The organism is Clostridium sp. CM036, from assembly GCF_055081135.1.
The window spans coordinates 1136055-1157308 of record NZ_CM143652.1; the positions used below are offsets into that span (position 1 = coordinate 1136055).

Genomic DNA, 21254 nt, shown 5'->3' on the forward strand with positions numbered 1-21254 from the left:
AAATATCTTATGAGCCAAGCAATAAATTGTTCCATTTATTGATTTTTATAAGCCTTGTAATTGGGCGAATCTTCGCCAACTAATTTATCTAATTTCCAGTTATATCCCTTGTCAGCATCGTAAACAAGAAAATAAAGCGCTACAAAAGAAACGTTTTTGTTTTCATTCTTTTTCTCATCTTTATAAGTAATACTTCCATAAACATATTTTATATTATCTAATCCCTTCTTAGACAATATTTCATTAGATTTAAAGGTCTTCGCTTCTTTAGCTGTTATTTTATGGTTATTAGACCACCAGAAAAATAAATTACTCCCTTCAATTTCGGCATTGGTAATAGAGGGTACTATTATCTCCGTAGGCACATTGTTTATTGTCCCACTATCAACGGTAGTTTTTGACCTGTTTAAAAAAGATATATTGGCGAAAGATATTGAGAAAGTATAATTAGTTGATAATACCAACTTTATTTCTCCCACTATACTCTCCCTCTTAGCATTAACAATTAATGTTCCATTTTGTACATCAAACTTTTTATCAGATATATTAATACTCTTAGTAAATCTATCATTTATAGCAAACCCTTTGCCACCAAAAAAACTTGAATAGGATACTGTTTCTCCCACTCCTTGTTCTTTTATAGTTTCAATAACCTTTTCATCAGAAAAAGTTGGTGATAAGACTAATTTAGATCCCTCTGCGCTGTTTTCTTCAATGTTATCAATTCTCCAAGTTTCATTTTCAAAAACAAGGTTACACTTTATCTTTCCTGTAGAAACCAGAAGTCCACTGTCTATAGAAGCTGTCACCAAAATTTCTTCTTTTTTGTTTTCTAAATCCGGTGTTCTTGAAACCATGCCAAGATTTGTGACATCTTGTCCACCTAATACTTTTGGTATATCTGCAATATTAATACTTAATTTTTTTAATCCAACCCAAAACTTCTTTTCATTCATACCTACCAACGGTTTCAATGAATTAACGCTCTCAACTATAATTTTAGGGCTAATCTTCCATTGATTTTTTCCTTCATCATTATATACTAGAGCCAAAGAAGTCTTTGCCTCAATAGCGCCATTGTTTAAAGTTAAATCTACTTTTATGTCATCCTTGCCCTTATATGTATTCCTACTATTTATCTTAAAGCTTTTCATATCATTTTTGCTTATTTTTATTACTGTTCCTTTAGGAAGAGTTACTACTTTTCCTAGCAAGTCGTCTTTTATTTTCACTTCATCCACTGGTTTAACAATAAAAACTGTGTATGCAAAGACTGCGACTGAGGTAACAACTAATAATGATATTATAGGTATAATTACTTTCCTATGCACAAATGTTTTTTTAAAATAAGCAAAAAACTTATCCCTTTTATCCTTTTTTATGTTTTCCTCAGTTATTGCAGGCATCGCTATCGTCTCCTGATGTTTTTCCTCTTTTTTGTCCGCTCCAACTGTCTTTTCTTTATCCCTGTTATTATTTTTATTAGTAATCCGTTCATCTTCTAAATCTATTTTTTCTTCTATTTTCTCTCCACAATATGGGCAAAATTTTAATCCATTAATATTAGTAAATTCATTCTTACAGCTGTTGCAAACCATTTTCTCCCTCCAAACATTTATATAAAATAAACAATATGTTGTATTTAATATATTATAGCCTGTTTGCATACTATGTTCAAACATATTCACATCACTGACTGTAGATAATATTAAAAACTAATATAAATAGTAAAATAAAAATATAATTTTGACTTACTAATTTTCTTCATATGAAACTGGCACGTTATTTATTCCAAGTTCTTGCGCTGCTGCATATTGATCATGGCCCGATACAATTACAAAGCTTCCTTTTTTAATAACAATAGGTTTGTTAAACTTTTTATTATTCTTCATATAATTTATTGCTTTGTTTTTTGAACGTTTTATTGACAAATCTTCATTTTCATTTACTAACTTTGAAATATCCATTATTTCGTCTGTTCCAATTGGCATTTCGTAATTTAAATCTATTTGACCATTCGCATCTTTTAACAGATTGAATATTTTAATTGATGATGCTTCAACTGAAATAAAAGGGGTTCCCTTGCTATTTACGCACGCTTTTAATTCACCTTTAATTACAAAATAATTTACATCCTTCATACCTATTACTGCATCTCTCCAATAATCTTTTTTGACAATTACTCTATAAATTGAATTCATATCATCATAAGTTCCTATTTTAAATAGTAAATTAACATCTCCATTCTCTAACCTATTTGTTTTTACAGGTAATCCCTTAATTATAATCTCACTCTTATTCATATTTAAACTCTCCTTTTAATTGTATATATTTTAGCTGTTTAATTCCAAAAATAAAACACCTAGAAAGCTCATAGCCCTTTCTAGGTGTTTTTAACTATATTATAATTTAACTTCATATTAGTTTTCACGCAAGTAAATTTACCTATAACTATGTTAGACGTTTTTAGATATTTTTCAACTGTAGAATTTTTTTCATTATAAGCTAACACAGACTTCACCCCATTCGTAAATTCAAAAATTTTATTTGTAAATCTTAACTATTACTTATCACTATTCTTACCTATACATCTATTATATCATTGTATGCATAAAGTTACAATTCAAACCCTACAATTGCAGGAAATAGCATACTTTTAGGGGTTAAACTATTTTTTTATACTACTATTTTCCACTTACTTAACAAAACTTTCCAGTACTTAAATATATTTAAGTGCTGGGATTCTTAACTTAAGTCATCTCCTGCAAAGCTACACAGCTTCTAAAATGACGTTAAAATACAGTTCTAAACTGTTCAATGTGAGTAATTGTATACTCCATACATCCCATACCCATTGCAAAGAATGATACCATTATTATCAGTATTATTGCGCCAAAATCGTATTTCATTGCTTCTTTTTTGTTTATTAAGTAGGCTACAATAATTTCAATTCCTAGTAGAACTAAAACTAGGGGCCACATCGATGCTATTAGTAAATATTTAATACTTGGATTTATTAATCGTAGTAAAAACATTATTCCAAATATAACTAAAACTATTCCAGTAGTAAATGTTCCCGCTCTACGTCCCTTAATCATTCATATCACACTCTTTTTTCTTGCCTATAATAAGTTTCGCACCCACAACAATTATTACAATACCTATTATTACTTGAGGCACCACTCTTGTTACATCATTAATAAGACTATATAGTTCGCCCGACATGTTCATACGTCCAAGTAAGCTGTTTATGATGTTATTCCATATTAAATAAATTCCGGTAAATACTAGTAATATCCCTGCAATCAAGCTGTGCTTCTTAAATAAACCTTTATCTATTTTCACTAATTCATCGAGAGAAAATAAATAATTATCCTCTAAAAGTAAAAACTCCTCATCCGTTGAATAACGTTTATTCATACAATCGAAAAACGAATAAAACCAAATCAATGGTAAAACGAATAGTAGTGGCCCTATAGAAAGCCAGCTAGAAAGAAATATTAAAAAGAAGAATGCTGTCATAAGTGATAAACCCATCTTCATAAATCCCATATACATGTGACCTGCGCCAGGTAACATTGAAAAGCTAAAGGTTAAAAATTTATTTTTTTCCTTTTTCATTATTAAAAACCTCCAAGTTAATTATTTTTTGCGAGAAATTATTAAGACTTTCATTAATTGAGTTTATGGTACTTAAACTCATAGGGGTTACCTCCAGTGTTTCACTTTTAGCATTGGCCACAAAATTTAATGGATTTGAAAAAACAAACATTAATGCTATACTTGCTGCCATTACTACCCTCATAGAATAAAAGATAAATTGAGTATTAATTTCTTTTTCCTTATTTATTTTGTTTAGTATTTCCTGCTCAAATCCTAAAGGAGCATCAGTAAGTTCATTATCATCGAAACTATTAGCTAAAGCATCAGCACAGCCTTCACAATGGCAAATATGTTCTGATAATAAAATTAGTTCATTATCACTTAGAGATCCCTCTTTAAGCCCTTTTATTGATATTTTACTTAAGTGTCCGTTTTCTTTAAATAATGTACCACTCACATAAACTCCTCCTTCCATAAAACTTTCAACATCTTTTTGGATCTATAAAGATGTGTTTGCAATGTTTTCAAACTTTGACCTGTGTTTTTTGCCATATCAGAAAGTTTAACATCTTCACAAAAATAGTTTACTGACACCGCCCTATAAGGCTCTTTTAATTTCTTACATAAACTATATATTCTTTCGCTACTATGTTTTTTTAAAAGCGACTCCTCAGGTGTTTCCCCCTTATACTTTATACCCTCAAAATCTTCATCAGGTATGCTGTGAATTTTTCTTGCAGGACTTTTAAGAAAATCTTTACATTTATTCACTGCAATTGTTGTAAGCCAAGCTTTAAAATTTACCCCATCAAATTTACCAAAGCTTATATATGCAGACAAAAAAGTTTGTTGTGCCAAATCCTCTGCATCAAAGTAATTTTTTGTAAAGGATAGACAAATAGTAATGATTAAACGTTCATATTGTTTTATATAGTTTGCAAACTGTTCTTTTTGAACAACCATCACCCCCTTTTTTGCCCTTACACTTAATATAACGATTGAGAAATAAAAAACACTTCAATTATAACATTTAAAATGTAATGTTATTAAAATTAATGTTACAATTACCATATAAATAAAGTACAATTTAACGACATTTCTGAAGGAACGTCTCCCACTTCTATAAGTGGGAGTTACCTACTATAAGTAGGCGTTACTTACCCTAACAAATAGAAAACTTCAGTGAGAGTATAAATCCCCTTCTGAAGTCGTTAATATACAGCTCCGCAGGAGATGATTTAATAAGCAATAGCTCTGTCAGGCTATCGCAAATGTATTTATATGATGGGAGGTAACAGTATGTTTAAATTAGCACTGAGTTCACTTATAATAGTTCTAGGAATAACACTCATTTTATTAGGAATTTATAATACCAAAAAAAAAATACTAGAAATGAACATTCAAGACAAGAATGTACTAAATAAATATCTAAAACAACAAAAAGTTTCAACTGTTATAGCGGGATTTAGTTTTCTACTATTAGGTATATTATCTATATTAAATTTACTAACTGGTGAACAGATCGGGTTTTTGGGCAGTTCTATTTATCTATTAAGTAGAGTAACCGATTTTGCATTTGAAAAAAAATACCCAACAACAAATTTGTAGTTAATACTAATATAGGTTGTTCCCTATCCTATCTGCTTCTAATTGATTACTTATGCACTTTTTAATAATTACCTTTAAAGTAGTACCACGTCCAAGGCAATATTCGATACAAAGTGTGCACTAATTATAATAACCCTCATATTATATCAGTAGATATTAATACTATAGGAGTTAGTAATAATGAGTAAAAAAGTATCAATTAACCTGCCAGATCATGTGTATAAATTAGCACTGCGAAAATCTAAATTAACTCATGGAGAAAATAATTTTTCAGGTTATTTACGTGAGTTAGTATGCAAGGAATTTACAGATAATGAACTAGAACATGAACTTTTAAAACTTAATGAACCCCTATGGTTAGGGATTACAAAGACAGCTGAGTATAACTCTACTTGTCAGGTATGTACTAATTCCATTTCTCCTGGAGAATTAATTTGTTATACTGACTTAGGATTTCAAGAAGACTATAAAAATTGGGTTCACAAGAATTGCTGCAGAAAAGATTAATAAGTAGAACTAGAGATGACAATTTAACCTCACTCTAACTTGCTACATACACTGAATCTAATAACGTAAAAAAATAGGCCTTTTGAAGGCCTATTTTTAATAAATAATCTATTTAGCTAAATCTTCTATAGAATTAATGTTCATATATTTAGGAACAACTAACCCTATTTTAGCTCCCTCTAGGTTTGGACCTAGATCTTCAACTTTACCTTTGTAGTCAGCCATATATTTAGCGTGTGTTCCTGGTAACCATGCTGCAACAATAGCATCTACATCTCCAGTAGCTACAGCCGCCCACATAGGACCTGATTCTACTTGCGTAAGTCTAACTTTGTATCCCATATCTTCAAGTACTAATGCAATTACATTAGTAGATGCAATTTCTGTATCCCAAGAAACATAAGCAAGCTTGACTTCCTTACCATCCACTTTTTTTGCACCCGCTGTCCACTTACTTACTTTATCTTTATTGTCAGTAATCCATTGTCTTGCAACTTTCTTTACAACTTCACCCTCGTTAACTTTAAGCATAACAGCTTCCATATCATCAGCTGTCCATGAAAATTGGTCTAAAATTTTATAAGCATCTGGCTTATCTTTTTTTAATCCTAAGCGTGCAATTGTATTTATATTTTCAGCACCACCGAAAGATCCTTTAGGGTCCTTTAAGTATTTCAAATCATATTTACTAAACATCCAGTGAGGTGACCAACCAGTTATTATAATTGGCTCCTTATTTTTAATTGCATCTGAAAGTGCTTGTGTCATAGCAGCACCTGAGCTAGTTTGCACTTTATAATCTAATTTATAGTCTTTAACAGCTTTTTCAGCAGCTTGCACTACGCCCGCGCCCGCATCTATACCTGTAATCTTATAATTTAATTGTTTTTCAATACTTGAATTATCAGTCTTTTTTACTTCGCCACTTTTACTACTACATCCTACAAAAGTCAGAGCTATTAGACTAAATGTTACTATTCCAAATTGTTTCCAATTATTTTTAATCATTAATTTACTTACTCCTTTTATTTTATTTTGAAATGTCGTTAAATCATCTTCTTCGAAGCTGCAATATTAACAACTTCAGAAGGAGATTTACACTCCCAATTATAGAAGTGGAGACTTTCCTTCTGAAATGTCGTTAAAACCTTATGTAGTGTGTTTTTTATTTAGCGCTTGAGTAATACGATCCAATATCATCGCTAATATAACAATAGCTAAACCTGAAGCAAATCCTTGTCCGGCTTCATTTCTTGTAACCGCTCTAAAGACTTCAACACCTAACCCGTCAGCACCAATCATAGAAGCTATAACAACCATAGATAGTGCTAACATAATTGTTTGGTTAACCCCTGCCATAATTGTATTTTTCGCAATCGGAAGTTGAACCTTAAATAATTTTTGTGCAGGAGTTGACCCAAAGGCATCTGCTGCCTCAATAAGTTCTGTTGAAACTTGGCGAATACCAAAATTAGTTAACCTTACAACTGGAGGCATTGCAAATATAACAGATGCAATAATTCCAGGTACCATTCCTATCCCAAAGAAAGAAACAGCTGGTATTAAATAAACAAAAGCAGGCATAGTCTGCATAATGTCTAATATAGGCGTTACTATATCTTGCACCATTCTGCTTTTTGACATCCAAACTCCAAGAGGAATACCAATCAAAATTGATATTGAACTAGATGTCAAAATCAATGAAAGGGTAAGCATGGTTTGTTCCCAATATCCAAGATTTAGGATTAATAGCAACCCCAATAATGCAAATATAGATAAACCCCATTTTTTCTTAGTTATAAATATAGTTAATGCTACGATAATCAGTATAAAAACCACTGGAGGGATAGCTATTAATGCGTCACTTAACCCATTTACAACAGCATTTAGAATATCTTTAATTGGTTCAAAAAACCACTGAGCGTTATCTCTTAACCATGCTACAAGCATGTCAGCCCATTTAACTATTGGTATCGTTGGTATTTGTTTCATCGTTATTCACCTCATTTCCTGCAAGAGCCGCTAATACTGCACCTCGAACTATAATTCCTTTTAATATTTTTTCTTCAACAACAGCTACTGGTACAGGAGAATCGTGTATTATCTCAAACAAATCATTTAATGACAAATCTGGAAGAACTACAGGAACATCCGTAATCATAACATCATAAATATCTTTAGTTCCATTTTTCACTGCTTCAGCTGCCGCATCTGCAGTTACAACTCCTAAGAACTCTTTGTTTTTATTAATAACATAGATACTTGAAATTCCAGCCTGTCTCATACGTTTTAATGCAACTCGTGGACCATGTTTTTCTACATCTATGGTCTCTGGGCGTTTCATAACATGTTGTGCAGAAAAAACCTTGGATCTATCTACATCCTCAACAAACTTTCTAACATATTCATCAGCAGGATTTGTCATAATTTCTTCTGGAGTACCAACCTGCACTATTAATCCATTTTTCATAATTGCTATTCTGTCTCCAATTTTAAGTGCTTCATCTAAGTCATGCGTAATAAATATAATTGTTTTATGCATGGTTGCTTGTAAATCTATAAGCTCATCTTGCATCTCTTTACGGTTTAAAGGATCTAGTGCTGAAAAGGCTTCATCCATTAATAAAATATCTGGATTATTAGCTAGAGCCCTTGCAAGACCTACTCTTTGCTTCATCCCTCCTGATAATTGACTAGGATATTGATCCTCGTATCCTTTAAGCCCTACCAATTGTAATGATTCGAGGGCTTTTTCCTCAATTTCTTTTTTATCCATACCTTGTATTTCTAATCCGAATCCGGCATTCTCCAAAATAGTACGATGGGGAAATAATCCAAATCCTTGAAAAACCATGCTTAGTTTCTTTCTTCTAGTTTCTCTTAATTTATGTTTATCCATTTTCGCCAAATCCTCACCATCCACTAACACACTACCTGCATTTGGCTCGATTAGACGATTAATCAATCTAACAAGGGTGGACTTCCCACTTCCTGACAATCCCATAATGACAAAAATTTCTCCAGAGTGTACTTCAAACGATACCCTATTTACACCTACAGTCATTCCTGTTTCTTTTAAGATATCTGGTTTTGTTTTTCCTTCTTGTAAAAGCTTTATTCCTTGTTTAGGGTTTTTACCAAAAATCTTGGTCAAACCTTTAACTTCAATTTTCAACATTTATTCACCTCTTTGATTATTTAATCTATGTATTATTTGTAAACACATCCCTTTAGATTTAAGCGATATTCTTACATTGTACTAGACCTCGACAGTAAATACAAGTTTTCGACAATCGCATTTCTCCTATTATATTACATATATGCTATTAATAAGGTATTTGCATACTTATTCAACCTCCTGAATTATTAAAAATAATTAACATAAAAAGGTGTTCTTTATAAACACCTTTTTTTGTTGGATCTATTTTGTTATTGTGTTACATTTGTTGTTTTTCTATACAATGTTTTTACATTTAAGTTTTTTAATACTTTTCCATAAGAAGAATGCGGTTAGTGCAGTTGCGATCAAATCTGCACAAGGTTGTGAAAGCCATAATCCATCCAATTTAAAAAATAATGGAAGTATAAGAATAAGTGGAATTAGTACTATGACTTGTCTTAATATGCTTAAAATCATTGAGGTTTTTGCCTCATTTATTGCTTGAAAATAGCTTGCCCCTAAAATTTGAAACCCTAATATAGGTAAAAAGATTAAGTCTATTCTAATTCCACGTGCACCTAGATTTATTAGGTCAGTATTATTACCTACAAATACGCCAATAAGCTGCTTCGCAAATACTTGTACTCCTATAAATCCAATTATAGCAATGCAAGTGCCAAAAGTTATGGCAAGCTTTAAAACCTTTAAAACCCTTGGATACAATTTAGCCCCATAATTATATCCTATTATAGGCTGAATCCCTTGACTTATACCAAATATAGGCATAAAAATAAGCATTGATATACTATTTAATATTCCCATTGCAGCTATTGCAAGATCCCCTCCGTAAGAATAAAGACCTTTATTATATAAAATAATTACAAAACTTGATGCAATTTGCATAGAAAAAGGAGCCATGCCAATAGCAAAAATATCTTTTATAATATGTTTATGCAGCTTTAAATTGGCTTTCTTTATTTTTAGCACGCTTCCACTGCTTTTAGATGTAAAATATTTCAATACTAATATAGTATTAAAAGCTTGAGAAATTATGGTTGCTATTGCAGCACCTTGAATTCCCATATCAAAAACGAATATGAATATTGGATCTAATATAATATTAATAATTGCACCAAATACCATTGTAAGCATTGCCATTTTAGGATTACCCTCTGCTCTAATTATATTATTAATACCAAATCCTATATTTTGAAAAACAGCTCCCATAAGTATGATTTGTATATATGCTTTTGCATAGGGGATACTATTTTCACTTGCTCCAAATAAGATTAGGAGTTTATTTAAAAACAAAACTCCAAGTATACTAATCACTAATGATATTATCGTTATAAGTATAAAGGCATTTCCCAAAATATTATCTGCCGCTTCCTTGTTTTTTTCTCCTAGTTTTATTGATATAACTGCACTAGCACCTATCCCAATAAGCATTCCAAAAGCCATTATAATAACTGATATGGGGAACGTTATAGCAAGTCCTGAAAGTGCATAGGATCCTACCCCTTTAATATGCCCTATATACATTCGATCTACAATGTTATATAACGCATTTACAATCATCCCTGTTATAGCTGGCACCGAAAACTTAACCAGTAGTTTTCCTATACTTTCTGTTCCTAATTCTTTTGTTTGATTCATAAAAACATTCCTCCATACTAAAAATATAAATTTAAAATGTCAGTAAGAAACTTTTACAATTTCCAGTAATTTTATATTATTCTATTTGAGTCACATATGTTTAGATATGCGGCATTAACCATTGATATACCTATTTTCTAGTATAACACATGTTCTACATTTTTTCTTATTCTGCAAGCCTAAATTATTCAATCTACTTCAGGGCTCATTAACAACAAAATATATTGCAGTTTTTATAAATATAGTTTGTAATGTTTATTAGAATACATTTAAATAAACATTAACTTCAAAATTACATTTAATATATTGTCCAAAAATGTGATATAATAATTCTTTATTGTCTTCTCTATATTTAAAAAAATTTGATATGTCTAATTTATTTTAAAATAGAAGACAGAATCATATACGCAAAAATTGTTAGGAGTGACAAAACTATGAAAAATACAATATTAACACCTAGTGGAGTAATAAAATTAGAGGAAGAATTATCCTTTCGCACAGGAGAAAAAAGAAGAGAAATAACAGCCGCAATTAAAGAAGCAAAGGGCCATGGCGATTTAAGTGAGAATGCAGAGTATGATGCAGCTAAAGATGAGGAAGCAACCAATAATGATAGAATAATTGCAGTTCAAGAGTTACTTAGGAACTCTACAGTCGTAGATGATTACAGTAGTGACGACCAATTAGGTCTTGGAGGTCAGGCTGATATTAAATTTCTTGACACAGGTGATATTGAGAACATACACCTGGTATCAACAGTAGAGACCAACCCTGATTTAATGAACATAAGTATTGAATCCCCTCTTGGAATGGCAATATATAAAAAGGCACTTGGAGAAAAGTGCTCTGTTATATCTCCTGAAGGCAATTATGAAGTAAGTATAGAAAAAATTTACGAGTAAAAAAATTTAAGCAGAGATCACTCTCTGCTTAAATTTTTTTTATTAATTCTTGTTTTGTAAATTTAAAATTACCCCTTATCATTGCTTTTATGAATTCACATTTCAAACCCTTATTTCAAGGCACGGCGGAGAAACTTCATACGGATGCACGACACCCTTTACTTATTATCCACCATATTTTTTTCTGCTGCCTCTACCATTCTCTTTACCATTTCTCCGCCGACATTACCTGAATTTTTTATTTTATTTACAATATTACTTGGCACATCGCCCATATCTACATTTCTGCTTTCAATATTATCTACTGCCATATCTTGTGCTACTTCCATCTTAAATTTTTGAAGTTTTCCCGCTGCTTCTGGTACTAATGTTCTTTTAGTCATTTTACTACCTCCATATAATTTTATATTGTAAATACCCAAGATATATTGTAATAATTTTGATCTCAACCTTGTATATCTACAACTAGTATTTTTTAAAACGAACTTTTTATTCATTAATTCATCTTTAAAATTTTTATTTAGGTTTATTAATTTTGATTGTGTTTGAAATAAAATAAAGAAGATAACTTTAATTATCTCCTTTTTCTATTATATTTATTTATAATAGTTATCTATTTTTTTATGCGGCTTATCAACTCTACCATTAATGATTTTTATCAGTAGAAGATGTCTTGAAACTTTTTTCAAGCCTATCCACAACTTTAGTATATTTGTCCTTTTCATTTGCTGGAAATTTAAAAATAAAAGTATTTGTTGAAGCTTTTCCTACTACTTTTTTTTGATATACTATTTCGTCACCTTCAGTATAAGATATTACAAACCAACTACCACCTTTAGCTTTATAATACATATTATTATTTTTAATTGCTTTATTGTATATTGAATCAATAGTATCATTTGGTGCATTATTAGTTCCATATACCTGCAAATAAACCTTTCCATCGTCAGATTTAAATATATTACCATTTGCAGTATCATTAACTACTTTAAGATCATTAGGATACATAATTGAATATGAAAATTTTTCATTACTATAACTTTTATATTCATCTTCTTTAAGTTGATTACCCTGAGACTTTGCCTCTAATATTTTTTTAGTCTCGATTGCTTTTAAATCCGATGTTTTTTTTTCCTCCGCCACTTTTGCATCTTCTATTATTTTATCTGCTACTATTTTTGCATCTGCTATTTTTTTATCCGCTACTATTTTCGCATCTGAAATCCTTTTATCCGCTATTTGCTCTGGTGTTCCTGTTGCAGCTTCTGATGATACTTGTGATGGTGGTGTTGAGACTATTCTGTATATACTTACTACTATAACTAATAGTACTATGAGTGATAAGATTACAAGTGCTTTTACTGACTTTTTCATTTGTTTTTTCTCCTCGCATATGCTTTTATAGTGATAACTTTATAATCATAATTATTTAAAAGTTATTTGTTTTTTTTAATAAAAATGCTAAATACAATTGCTATAATAAACCCAATTAAAAACGACACCCAGATTGGCATAATTTAAACCCTCCTTAACCATCACATTAAAAAGGATACAGACTTCATGTCTATACCCTAATCAATTGTAGTCTCTAAACTTTTAAGCTCAGCTTTTTCTATTTTAGATCACTTATGAAATTTGGAAGATCAAAGCAAGATTTTGCAATCTCCTTTGTTAAATAACGAGTTTCAAGAGGCAATTTATTTACGTCCATGTTACTAGGATCATAAACATCTGAAGCCATTGTAAAACTCCATAATCCACCTGGATAAGTTGGAACAAACGCTATATAGGTTTTTACAATTTTAAAGTTATTCTTTAATATCCTTCTTGTATTCTCAATTATATTACGATGAAGCATTGGAGATTCACTTTGACATACCATTACTCCATCAGTTTTTAATGTTCTTTTTACATTTTTATAAAATTCTTCTCCAAACAAGTCCTTAGCAGGACCCTCAGGATCTGGTGAATCGACCATGACTATATCATACTTAATATCGGTCTTCTTTACGTATTCAACTCCATCTCCGAATTTAAAATTGATTCTTTTATCAAAACCTGCGCCTCCGCTTATTTCCGGAAGAAATTTTATGCTTTCTTTTGTTACTACTTCGTCGAGCTCAACCATGTCAATTGTCTCAAGTCCTTTATACTTTGATAATTCTCGTACCGCTCCACAGTCTCCTCCACCAATTACCAATACGTTTTGTGGGTTTTTATGTGTGATTACTGGAATATGAGTAATCATTTCATTATATATAAAACCATCTGCTGAAGTAGTCTGCATTGACCCATCAAGCACAAGACATGGACCAAATGCCACAGTATCAATCAAAGCTACCTCTTGATAGGGCGATTTGCTATATGAAAAACATTTATTAATTTTGTAAGTAATTTTCAAACTTTTTTTCTCAACTTCAACTTCCTCAAACCACAGTTCATTATCAATTTTTTTAAAATACTTTGGCAATTCATCCATTTTCATAATAATTCCTCCATTATAATAAATTTAAGCTTGTAAAGATGCAACTCTATTATAGTTAATTCAACAATTACAGCTTTAATGTTTTCTTTTGTATCTCCGAAAGCCACCACTTCAAGTATATCATAGATATTCGAAAGTTCAACTTGGATATGCTAATGATAACCCAACACCACAATATCTTATTCTATTTAAATCTCCATCAACCCATAATAGCTAACTGAAAGTTATCCCATGGTCACTCAAGAAAAAAAGCTGAATATTATAATTAGGTTAATAATATTAATATAATGTTATTTTTTTCTAAAATCCTTTTTAAACCATAATTAAGAAAAAAGAATAACAGAAGATAATTATATTGTTTTGCACAAACTAGATGATGTAGATGTTGCTACTGTGGAGACGAAAATAAATAGAAATCATAAACTAAATGATAAAAAATGCAGTGATAACTCAAAAGAAACAAAAGCCACCTGCATAAAGGTGGCTTTTTATACTATAAATATTAATTATTTATATCGCTGAAACATTCTCACATTTCAACAATTGAAGTAGCATCTTCTTTCGATTTTATTAAAATGTTTGAAATTACAAAAGCTAGTAAAGAAGGTACAAGCCATGAGAATCCTGCACTTGCTAGAGGAATAAATTTAATAAATGCGATGTTATTCCCAAATAAACCATTTACTGTATCTAAAATAGTTATTATTAAAGCTGTGTATACAGTTATAGCAACAATCTTATCATTTTTCACTTTATCACCAAGAAAGGTAATAGCTATTAGAATAATTACAATTGGATATAAAATTTGTAAAATTGGAACTGCCAATATAACTATACTATCAACGCCTTTTGTAGCTATTACTCCACTTACTAACGCCATAGAAATAGCATTAGTCGTGTATGATACTTTACCATTTGAGAGTTCAGTAAAGTATTTTGCTCCACTTGAAAGTAATCCTATAGAAGTTGTTAAGCATGCAAGACTCACAGATAAACTAAGAATAACGCTACCAATACTGCCTAAGTCTAGTTTTACAATTTGTGTAACTAGATTAGTTCTAGCTATATCTTCAGAGAACAAAGTAGATGTTTGAGATCCAAGATACATAAGTCCAGAATATACAAAGGCTAAACCCACTACAGCCACCATAGATGCCTTTATAGTCATCTTCATTATATCCTTTGGATTTTCATAACCCTTTGCTCTAACAGCTGAAAGAATTATTGATGCCAATATAACAGAGCCCATACCGTCCATCGTTTGATAACCTTCTAATAAAGATTTTGAAAATGCACCTTGGTAATGTGTATTTACAATTGGTCCAATAGGAAATATTATGCCTTTAAATATAATTATAGCGAGCATTAATAAAAGTGCTGGTGTAAGTATTTTACCTATATTATCAATTATTGAAGAAGGTTTAAGCACGAATGCAAGTGTTATTGCAAAATACAATATAATAGTTATGTTTTGCCCCATAAATGGGAATAAAGGCTGTATTCCAAGTTCGAAAGTCGTTGCGGCTGTTCTTGGAACTGCAAATAAAGGTCCTATAACAAGAATTAAAGCTACACCTGTTATTATTGCAAATTTTGAACCTACTCTATTTGCCATTTTATCGAAAGAACCATTAATTTTAGCACAGGCAATTATTCCAATTAGAGGAAGACCAACTCCTGTAAGGAGGAACCCTATAATAGCTATAATAAACTTGCTTCCTACCGCTTTCCCTAAGTATGGTGGAAAAATTAGGTTTCCTGCACCGAAAAACATTGCAAATAGTGCAAACCCTATAACCAAGGAATGTTTTGTTGAAGTTTTCATTTGTGTATACCTCCAGATGATGAATTTATGTAATTTTAAAAAATAATTAAATCCATACTATTATTTTAAGAATAAGGCTTACCTTATCTTTTTAATTTCTAATTGAGCCATAATGCATGGTAATGCTAGGTTGAACAATAGTTTTCCTATTTTACCGTTTTCAAAATCTGAATTCATGAGAAAATCTCCTTATTAAATTATTTGAATAATAGCATTGTATAACAATGCGTGAATAATAACAACTATGAAAAGTATACCAATGAGCTAACTTCCGTATCACTGCGATGCAATCAATACATTTTTTTGCTGTTGCAATTCCCCTAGGCCATTACCATAACTGCGCATATTTTTTTATTTACAAACAAGCCTTTAAATGCTAAAATTAGTCCATAATTGTTATAAATTGTGAAGTAACAACATTTTTTTACACCTAGTATTAGTTACTGTAAACCTTACAGCATGATAGATTGTAGAATCTAATAAATTAAAAGTAAAAACTTGAAAATTTACATTAGTCAAGTGTATCATTATTTGAATATGTTCTTTTATCATCTAAGGAGAAGTGATTTAATGTATGAGTATTAAAATTAAAATAATTATTAGTTACCTAATATTAATTATACTTACATCAAGTTTTTTAGGTATTTTAATTGGTAAAATATCAAAGGATGCAGTATTTAAAGAAGTTAAAGAAAAAAGTCAAACTGTAACAGAATTAATTAATACTACAATAAGCGTAAGAAATGATTCCATTATAGAAAAGTCTTATAGTAATTTAGATTCTGCTGAGAAGTTATTATATAGTTTTGGTAATATAAATGTAGATAATACCCAAAGTATAAAAGTAGGGGATTATTATTTACCAGTTTTATATGCCGGAACACACAAGCTATCATTAGATACTAAGCTTGTTGATGATATACATAAATCTATAGGTAGCACAGCTTCTATATTTTTATTAAGTAATAATAAATTAATAAGGGTATCTACAACCCGTATTAAAGGCAACCAAAGACTTGAAGGAACATACTACCCTGCTGACTCAGATATTTACAATACAATAATTAATAATCATGAGTATTGGGGCGTAAATTTATCTGAAAATCAAAGTTATTTGTCAAGAATTAAACCATTACTTAATAAAGATAAAAAGGTTGTAGGAGCAATAGCTGTAGGGAATACATTACTTAATGATTATTTAGAAAAAACATTAAATAACTTTAAAATTGGAAAAACAGGTTATGTATACATAATGGATTCTAATGGAAAAGCGATTGTCCATCCTACTGATAAGGGAAAGAATCTAAGCAACTATGAATCAAGTAAAAAAATAATTTCAAAAAGAGATGGATTAATTGAATACACATATAAAGGTGTGCATAAATTAGCTTACTCTATCTATTTCGAACCTTGGGATTGGTATATTGTTACCACAGCTAACTATGATGACTTAGCATCGTCAAGTAAATCAATTTTGAATACCACATTATTAAGTGGGTTATTAATGATTTTATTAGGTGGGATTATAGCTGTGTTTATGGCTAACAATTTGGTTAAACCCATTAATAAATTAAAGTCATATATGGAGATTGCGGGCTCAGGCGATTTAACAGTACATTCGGACATAAAAAACAAAGATGAAATAGGGGTATTATCCGATAGTTTTAATAATATGATAACTGAAAATAAACATTTGATAGAAGAATTAGTACAATATGATAAATTAAAAACTGAATTTATTGCCAATATGTCTCATGAATTAAAGACACCGTTAAATATAATTTTTTCTACAGCACAATTATTTTCTGTATATATAAGCAAAGATGTAAATTCAAATAACATGGATAAGTTAAACGAATATACAAATTATATAAAACAAAATTGTTATAGACTGTTACGACTCGTAAATAATATAATTGATATTAGTAAAATTGATTCTAAATTTATGGAGTTAAATTTAAAGAATCAAAATATAATACAAGTTGTTGAGGAAATAACCCTATCGACTATTCCGTATGTGCAAGGCATGTCAAGAATAATTATTTTTGATACGGATATAGAAGAAAAAATTATGGCTTTTGATGAAGAAAAGATGGAGAGGATTTTACTTAATTTAATTTCTAATGCAACTAAATTTACTAGGCCTGGAGATAAAATCGAAGTTTGCGTTTACGATAAAGATAGTCACGTTATACTTTCTGTAAAGGATAATGGCATAGGAATCCCAGAAGATAAGTTATCACAAATTTTTGAAAGGTTTAAGCAAGTGGATCCTTTACTAAGTAGAGCACATGAAGGTAGTGGTATAGGACTTGCTCTAGTTAAATCTTTAGTTGAAATGCATGGTGGTAAAATTAATGTACAAAGTAAGTATCAAGAAGGTACAGAATTTACAATAAGCTTGCCTGTTAATATAGTTGACGGTAATGATAATCCGAATTCAAAAATAGGTTTAATGAATCAAACAAACAGTGAAAAAATACAAATTGAATTTTCCGATATATATAAATAAAAAAGCTGCATTGAATGCAGCTTTTTTATTATACCCTTTACTTTTTCTTTAATATTTGAATTTGTCCTAAAGATCTTTCCTCCCCATCATTCCCAACTCTAGTCATTATGTATATTTCATAAAAATCTCCGCTTACCTCAATATTATTTCTATCTATATACTCAATAAGACTTTTATAATACTTGCTAGTATCATTATAATCATCATCAAAATTTAATGTTATATATTCCCCCTTTGGCAAAGTTATTAAATTATCATCATTTGTAACACACTCGAAACCATTAATTAGCATATTATTATATATTAGTTCATTATATTTTTTTATATCTTCATATGATACAGCAAAAGCAAGTTCTTTAATTGAACTACTATACTTCTGCTCCATCGATACTAATATTTCACTTAGATTTATTTCAAATTCTTCTGTATATCTCTTTGTATTATTATATTTTTTGAATTTTCTTTCCTTGTTATATTTAATAAAAACATCATTAATCCCTTCTTTTAAAGAATTTTTTATACGCTTCTCAAGAAAACTAATATTATTTTTTACTGCGTTTAAATCTTTTATTTTGGTATCTATCATTTCCTTTTGCTTACTTATTATATTAAGTATGGAATCAAATGAAGTATAATTTTCTATTAATTCCTTTATTTCATCTAAAGATAAGCCCATAGCCTTACATTGTTTTATTGAATTAAGTATTACAAAGTGTTTTGCAGAATAATATCTGTATCTGCTCTTCTCGTCTACATATGAAGGTTTTAGTAATCCAATTTTATCATAATATCGTAATGTCTGAACTGATATATTTTGTAACTTTGACATTTCTCCTATTGAAAAGTTTGTCCCCATATTCTCACCTCATTTGTATTTAATATTTCCAAATAATGATGCTATTTTTTATTTTTAATGCATCTTCAAACTATTATTTTCCTTTAAGTTCCACATTTAAATCGGTTAAAACCGCTTGTGTAGAAGTTTTTATGTTTGCAATTAGTTTTATAGTTATAAATGTTAAACTTTCGGATACCATCGCACTTACCCATATTCCATTTATCCCAAACATACTTCCAAATAAAGTTAAGCATATTGGCAAGAAAATAACTGATCTACATACACAACTTATATTTGCATACTTTGGTTTTTCTATAGCTTGATAATACACAAGGGTATTTAAATTTATTCCTACTACAAAATAGCTAAAACTTGCTATTCGAAGGGCCTTATATGCTAACTGCGCTATGTATGGATCTGTTGTGAATATTCCTATAACCTTCTGTCCAAAGATAAAACTTGTTATAACAAAAAAAGCACTTATTAAAATTGATGCTACGCATGTTATTTTAAAGAATCCTATCAATTTCTCAACATCTTTTCTTCCATAGCTGTAACTTAAAAGTGGTTGTACTCCAAGTGTTATTCCATAAAGAACCATATATATATTTGTAGTTAAATAATTTATTATACTATATGCAGAAATTCCTACCTCACCTACATATTTTGCTAAAGCTATATTATGCAATAACACAATTATTGAATAACTTGCTTGTGCAAAGAATGATGGGAATCCTATAAGTGAAAACTCTTTAATAAGTTCCTTACTAATCTTTACATTCCCAAAAGTTAATTGACCTTCTCCTTTTAAGAAGTGAGGTAATAGCATACATACCGTAACTATTTGACCAAGGCCTGTAGCTATAGCTGCTCCTTTTATTCCAAAACCAAGTTGAAATATAAATATATAATCTAATATTACATTAGTTATTGCACCACTTATTGTAGAAACCATTGCAAGTTTTGGTCTTCCATCGTTCCTAACAAAACTACTAAGAACTATTCCCGTTAAATTAGGAATACAAAACAGTGCATAAAACCTTAAATATTCTACTGATAAACCCTGTAGCCTCTCTGTTGCTCCTAATAACTTTACTATTGGTTCTGTAAATATAACACCAATTACACTTATTACAACACTAATTATTAGCAGAAATTTAAATACTTGTCTAAATATATTTACTGCCTTTTCAGTATTACTTGCTCCAAAATTTTTAGAGACTAGAGCTCCTCCACCTATTGCAAACATAGAAGCTAATCCAAATAACATAACTGTAAATGGTAGCACTATGTTAACTGCTGCTAATGCTGAATCACCAACACCTTGTCCTACGAACATTCCATCAACAACTGTATATAAAGATGAAATAAACATAGCAAGTGCTGATGGAATAGCATATTTCAAAAATCTCTTTGTCATATATATCCACCTTTTTTCATTATTTTCACACTTTCTTATTATAAACTGTATTGTTACTATAGAGTCAACTTCTTTCTAAATAAGCAAAAGTATTACTAAAAAATAGAGCCAACAGATAAATTTTTATCCGCGACTCTATTTTTTATTTTTTTGAATACTACAGAAATAACATTAAAATGTCTAATTTATTATGCTCTATCCCTTTTAGAAAAACGTGTTTAAATAAATTTTTCAGCACTCTTCCAATGTTTTGAAGCTAAATCATACTTTTTAAAGTCTGGTATAGTTCCACCTGTTTCAACTAAAGCTTTTGCTACTTTTTTAAAATCCCTTCTTGTTTCACATTTAAAAGAATTTGATTCCTCTATTGATTCCATTACATCTCCAATTTTTTGCTGAAAGCTATTCATTCTTAAACCTCCTTCTATTTTGATGTGATAGAAAATAACCCTGAATTTTATCTACTGGAGAGTCATTTGATAAACGCTAATGCCTTGATTGTGTAGAACTATCACTTGATTTTATTTTTTCTTCTAAAGTAACATCAGTAATGTCACTAGTCATATTAGATATGTTATACATAATAGACATCTCAGTATTTGAAACGCCACTAATTCCTTTATTAGCATCTAATTGATTAATTGATTTTTTTGCTTTTCCTAGCTTATTTTTATTCATTAGTATCTCCCTTCCAATACTGAAATTAAACTATATATTACACTATATAGTTTAACCATT

The 21254-nt window shown here is 30.0% G+C and carries 23 protein-coding genes; 4 read left to right on the top strand and 19 right to left on the bottom strand.

Going from position 1 to position 21254, the window contains the following annotated elements; genetic code table 11:
- Positions 1-35: 35 nt before the first annotated feature.
- The 7 genes from ACWJKE_RS05370 to ACWJKE_RS05400 all read right to left on the bottom strand — a co-directional run bounded on the left by ACWJKE_RS05370 (position 36) and on the right by ACWJKE_RS05400 (position 4569).
- Positions 36-1598 (bottom strand): hypothetical protein, encoded by a 1563-nt coding sequence (locus tag ACWJKE_RS05370; RefSeq protein ID WP_216303678.1) that lies wholly within the window; start codon positions 1596-1598, stop codon positions 36-38.
- A 156-nt stretch (positions 1599-1754) separates the two neighbouring features.
- Positions 1755-2303 (bottom strand): ParB N-terminal domain-containing protein, encoded by a 549-nt coding sequence (locus ACWJKE_RS05375; protein WP_165414791.1) that lies wholly within the window; start codon positions 2301-2303, stop codon positions 1755-1757.
- Positions 2304-2383: 80 nt separating this feature from the next.
- A complete protein-coding gene (locus ACWJKE_RS05380; protein WP_258280698.1) occupies positions 2384-2512 on the bottom strand; it encodes a hypothetical protein in 129 nt (42 codons plus the stop codon).
- Positions 2513-2792: 280 nt separating this feature from the next.
- A complete protein-coding gene (locus ACWJKE_RS05385; protein WP_462953945.1) occupies positions 2793-3098 on the bottom strand; it encodes a LiaF transmembrane domain-containing protein in 306 nt (101 codons plus the stop codon).
- Entirely contained in the window at positions 3091-3621 is a 531-nt protein-coding gene (locus tag ACWJKE_RS05390) for a hypothetical protein (RefSeq protein WP_462953946.1), read from the bottom strand. The genes ACWJKE_RS05385 and ACWJKE_RS05390 overlap by 8 nt, the downstream gene beginning before the upstream one ends.
- A complete protein-coding gene (locus ACWJKE_RS05395) occupies positions 3602-4060 on the bottom strand; it encodes a hypothetical protein (protein ID WP_462953947.1) in 459 nt (152 codons plus the stop codon). The genes ACWJKE_RS05390 and ACWJKE_RS05395 overlap by 20 nt, the downstream gene beginning before the upstream one ends.
- Positions 4057-4569, bottom strand: coding sequence for an RNA polymerase sigma factor (locus ACWJKE_RS05400; protein ID WP_462953948.1), 513 nt, complete (start codon positions 4567-4569; stop codon positions 4057-4059). Before ACWJKE_RS05400 ends, ACWJKE_RS05395 begins: the two co-directional genes overlap by 4 nt.
- A gap of 333 nt (positions 4570-4902) precedes the next feature.
- Between ACWJKE_RS05400 and ACWJKE_RS05405 the strand changes: the two genes are divergently transcribed.
- A complete protein-coding gene (locus tag ACWJKE_RS05405; RefSeq protein WP_462953949.1) occupies positions 4903-5211 on the top strand; it encodes a hypothetical protein in 309 nt (102 codons plus the stop codon).
- A gap of 180 nt (positions 5212-5391) precedes the next feature.
- Entirely contained in the window at positions 5392-5718 is a 327-nt protein-coding gene (locus tag ACWJKE_RS05410) for a hypothetical protein (RefSeq protein WP_216303683.1), read from the top strand.
- 108 nt (positions 5719-5826) lie between these two features.
- Here ACWJKE_RS05410 and ACWJKE_RS05415 read toward each other — a convergent pair whose 3' ends face one another.
- From ACWJKE_RS05415 to ACWJKE_RS05430, 4 genes are all read right to left on the bottom strand, one after another.
- Positions 5827-6726: a glycine betaine ABC transporter substrate-binding protein gene (locus ACWJKE_RS05415; RefSeq protein ID WP_216303684.1), complete on the bottom strand. Its 900-nt coding sequence runs from the start codon at positions 6724-6726 to the stop codon at positions 5827-5829.
- A 141-nt stretch (positions 6727-6867) separates the two neighbouring features.
- Entirely contained in the window at positions 6868-7710 is an 843-nt protein-coding gene (locus ACWJKE_RS05420) for an ABC transporter permease (protein WP_216303685.1), read from the bottom strand.
- Positions 7679-8896: a quaternary amine ABC transporter ATP-binding protein gene (locus ACWJKE_RS05425; RefSeq protein ID WP_216303686.1), complete on the bottom strand. Its 1218-nt coding sequence runs from the start codon at positions 8894-8896 to the stop codon at positions 7679-7681. Before ACWJKE_RS05425 ends, ACWJKE_RS05420 begins: the two co-directional genes overlap by 32 nt.
- Before the next feature lie 276 nt (positions 8897-9172).
- Positions 9173-10534, bottom strand: coding sequence for an MATE family efflux transporter (locus ACWJKE_RS05430; RefSeq protein ID WP_216303687.1), 1362 nt, complete (start codon positions 10532-10534; stop codon positions 9173-9175).
- A 434-nt stretch (positions 10535-10968) separates the two neighbouring features.
- On the opposite strand from ACWJKE_RS05430, the gene ACWJKE_RS05435 reads away from it, so the two are divergent.
- The gene (locus tag ACWJKE_RS05435) at positions 10969-11436 is read left to right on the top strand and encodes a GreA/GreB family elongation factor (RefSeq protein ID WP_216303688.1); all 468 of its coding nucleotides are present in this window, start codon (positions 10969-10971) and stop codon (positions 11434-11436) included.
- Between the two features lie 158 nt (positions 11437-11594).
- On the opposite strand, the gene ACWJKE_RS05440 is transcribed toward ACWJKE_RS05435, so the two are convergent.
- From ACWJKE_RS05440 to brnQ, 4 genes are all read right to left on the bottom strand, one after another.
- Positions 11595-11819, bottom strand: a complete 225-nt coding sequence (locus ACWJKE_RS05440) for an alpha/beta-type small acid-soluble spore protein (protein ID WP_165414532.1) — start codon at positions 11817-11819, stop codon at positions 11595-11597.
- A gap of 262 nt (positions 11820-12081) precedes the next feature.
- A complete protein-coding gene (locus ACWJKE_RS05445) occupies positions 12082-12810 on the bottom strand; it encodes a hypothetical protein (protein ID WP_216303689.1) in 729 nt (242 codons plus the stop codon).
- Positions 12811-13048: 238 nt separating this feature from the next.
- Positions 13049-13921 (bottom strand): polyamine aminopropyltransferase, encoded by an 873-nt coding sequence (gene speE, locus ACWJKE_RS05450; protein ID WP_165414534.1) that lies wholly within the window; start codon positions 13919-13921, stop codon positions 13049-13051.
- 529 nt (positions 13922-14450) lie between these two features.
- Complete coding sequence (gene brnQ / locus ACWJKE_RS05455; RefSeq protein WP_220286895.1) at positions 14451-15746, bottom strand: branched-chain amino acid transport system II carrier protein; 1296 nt, start codon at positions 15744-15746, stop codon at positions 14451-14453.
- 574 nt (positions 15747-16320) lie between these two features.
- On the opposite strand from brnQ, the gene ACWJKE_RS05460 reads away from it, so the two are divergent.
- Positions 16321-18258 (top strand): Cache 3/Cache 2 fusion domain-containing protein, encoded by a 1938-nt coding sequence (locus ACWJKE_RS05460; RefSeq protein ID WP_462959209.1) that lies wholly within the window; start codon positions 16321-16323, stop codon positions 18256-18258.
- A 37-nt stretch (positions 18259-18295) separates the two neighbouring features.
- On the opposite strand, the gene ACWJKE_RS05465 is transcribed toward ACWJKE_RS05460, so the two are convergent.
- From ACWJKE_RS05465 to ACWJKE_RS05480, 4 genes are all read right to left on the bottom strand, one after another.
- The gene (locus ACWJKE_RS05465; RefSeq protein WP_220286896.1) at positions 18296-19114 is read right to left on the bottom strand and encodes a MerR family transcriptional regulator; all 819 of its coding nucleotides are present in this window, start codon (positions 19112-19114) and stop codon (positions 18296-18298) included.
- A gap of 73 nt (positions 19115-19187) precedes the next feature.
- Positions 19188-20516: an MATE family efflux transporter gene (locus tag ACWJKE_RS05470; protein ID WP_216304384.1), complete on the bottom strand. Its 1329-nt coding sequence runs from the start codon at positions 20514-20516 to the stop codon at positions 19188-19190.
- A gap of 218 nt (positions 20517-20734) precedes the next feature.
- Complete coding sequence (locus ACWJKE_RS05475) at positions 20735-20926, bottom strand: hypothetical protein (protein ID WP_216304383.1); 192 nt, start codon at positions 20924-20926, stop codon at positions 20735-20737.
- 76 nt (positions 20927-21002) lie between these two features.
- The gene (locus ACWJKE_RS05480) at positions 21003-21194 is read right to left on the bottom strand and encodes a hypothetical protein (protein ID WP_462953951.1); all 192 of its coding nucleotides are present in this window, start codon (positions 21192-21194) and stop codon (positions 21003-21005) included.
- Positions 21195-21254: the final 60 nt, after the last annotated feature.

Excerpts from the sequence above, each read along its gene's own strand:
- ACWJKE_RS05435 (WP_216303688.1), top strand. The coding sequence starts at position 10,969 with ATGAAAAATACAATATTAACACCTAGTGGAGTAATAAAATTAGAGGAA.
- ACWJKE_RS05440 (WP_165414532.1), bottom strand. The coding sequence starts at position 11,819 with ATGACTAAAAGAACATTAGTACCAGAAGCAGCGGGAAAACTTCAAAAA.
- ACWJKE_RS05385 (WP_462953945.1), bottom strand. The coding sequence starts at position 3,098 with ATGATTAAGGGACGTAGAGCGGGAACATTTACTACTGGAATAGTTTTA.
- ACWJKE_RS05390 (WP_462953946.1), bottom strand. The coding sequence starts at position 3,621 with ATGAAAAAGGAAAAAAATAAATTTTTAACCTTTAGCTTTTCAATGTTA.
- ACWJKE_RS05430 (WP_216303687.1), bottom strand. The coding sequence starts at position 10,534 with ATGAATCAAACAAAAGAATTAGGAACAGAAAGTATAGGAAAACTACTG.
- ACWJKE_RS05475 (WP_216304383.1), bottom strand. The coding sequence starts at position 20,926 with ATGAATAGCTTTCAGCAAAAAATTGGAGATGTAATGGAATCAATAGAG.
- ACWJKE_RS05445 (WP_216303689.1), bottom strand. The coding sequence starts at position 12,810 with ATGAAAAAGTCAGTAAAAGCACTTGTAATCTTATCACTCATAGTACTA.
- ACWJKE_RS05470 (WP_216304384.1), bottom strand. The coding sequence starts at position 20,516 with ATGACAAAGAGATTTTTGAAATATGCTATTCCATCAGCACTTGCTATG.
- ACWJKE_RS05425 (WP_216303686.1), bottom strand. The coding sequence starts at position 8,896 with ATGTTGAAAATTGAAGTTAAAGGTTTGACCAAGATTTTTGGTAAAAAC.
- ACWJKE_RS05370 (WP_216303678.1), bottom strand. The coding sequence starts at position 1,598 with ATGGTTTGCAACAGCTGTAAGAATGAATTTACTAATATTAATGGATTA.
- ACWJKE_RS05480 (WP_462953951.1), bottom strand. The coding sequence starts at position 21,194 with ATGAATAAAAATAAGCTAGGAAAAGCAAAAAAATCAATTAATCAATTA.
- brnQ (WP_220286895.1), bottom strand. The coding sequence starts at position 15,746 with ATGAAAACTTCAACAAAACATTCCTTGGTTATAGGGTTTGCACTATTT.
- speE (WP_165414534.1), bottom strand. The coding sequence starts at position 13,921 with ATGAAAATGGATGAATTGCCAAAGTATTTTAAAAAAATTGATAATGAA.
- ACWJKE_RS05460 (WP_462959209.1), top strand. The coding sequence starts at position 16,321 with ATGAGTATTAAAATTAAAATAATTATTAGTTACCTAATATTAATTATA.
- ACWJKE_RS05375 (WP_165414791.1), bottom strand. The coding sequence starts at position 2,303 with ATGAATAAGAGTGAGATTATAATTAAGGGATTACCTGTAAAAACAAAT.
- ACWJKE_RS05465 (WP_220286896.1), bottom strand. The coding sequence starts at position 19,114 with ATGGGGACAAACTTTTCAATAGGAGAAATGTCAAAGTTACAAAATATA.
- ACWJKE_RS05405 (WP_462953949.1), top strand. The coding sequence starts at position 4,903 with ATGTTTAAATTAGCACTGAGTTCACTTATAATAGTTCTAGGAATAACA.
- ACWJKE_RS05415 (WP_216303684.1), bottom strand. The coding sequence starts at position 6,726 with ATGATTAAAAATAATTGGAAACAATTTGGAATAGTAACATTTAGTCTA.
- ACWJKE_RS05410 (WP_216303683.1), top strand. The coding sequence starts at position 5,392 with ATGAGTAAAAAAGTATCAATTAACCTGCCAGATCATGTGTATAAATTA.
- ACWJKE_RS05420 (WP_216303685.1), bottom strand. The coding sequence starts at position 7,710 with ATGAAACAAATACCAACGATACCAATAGTTAAATGGGCTGACATGCTT.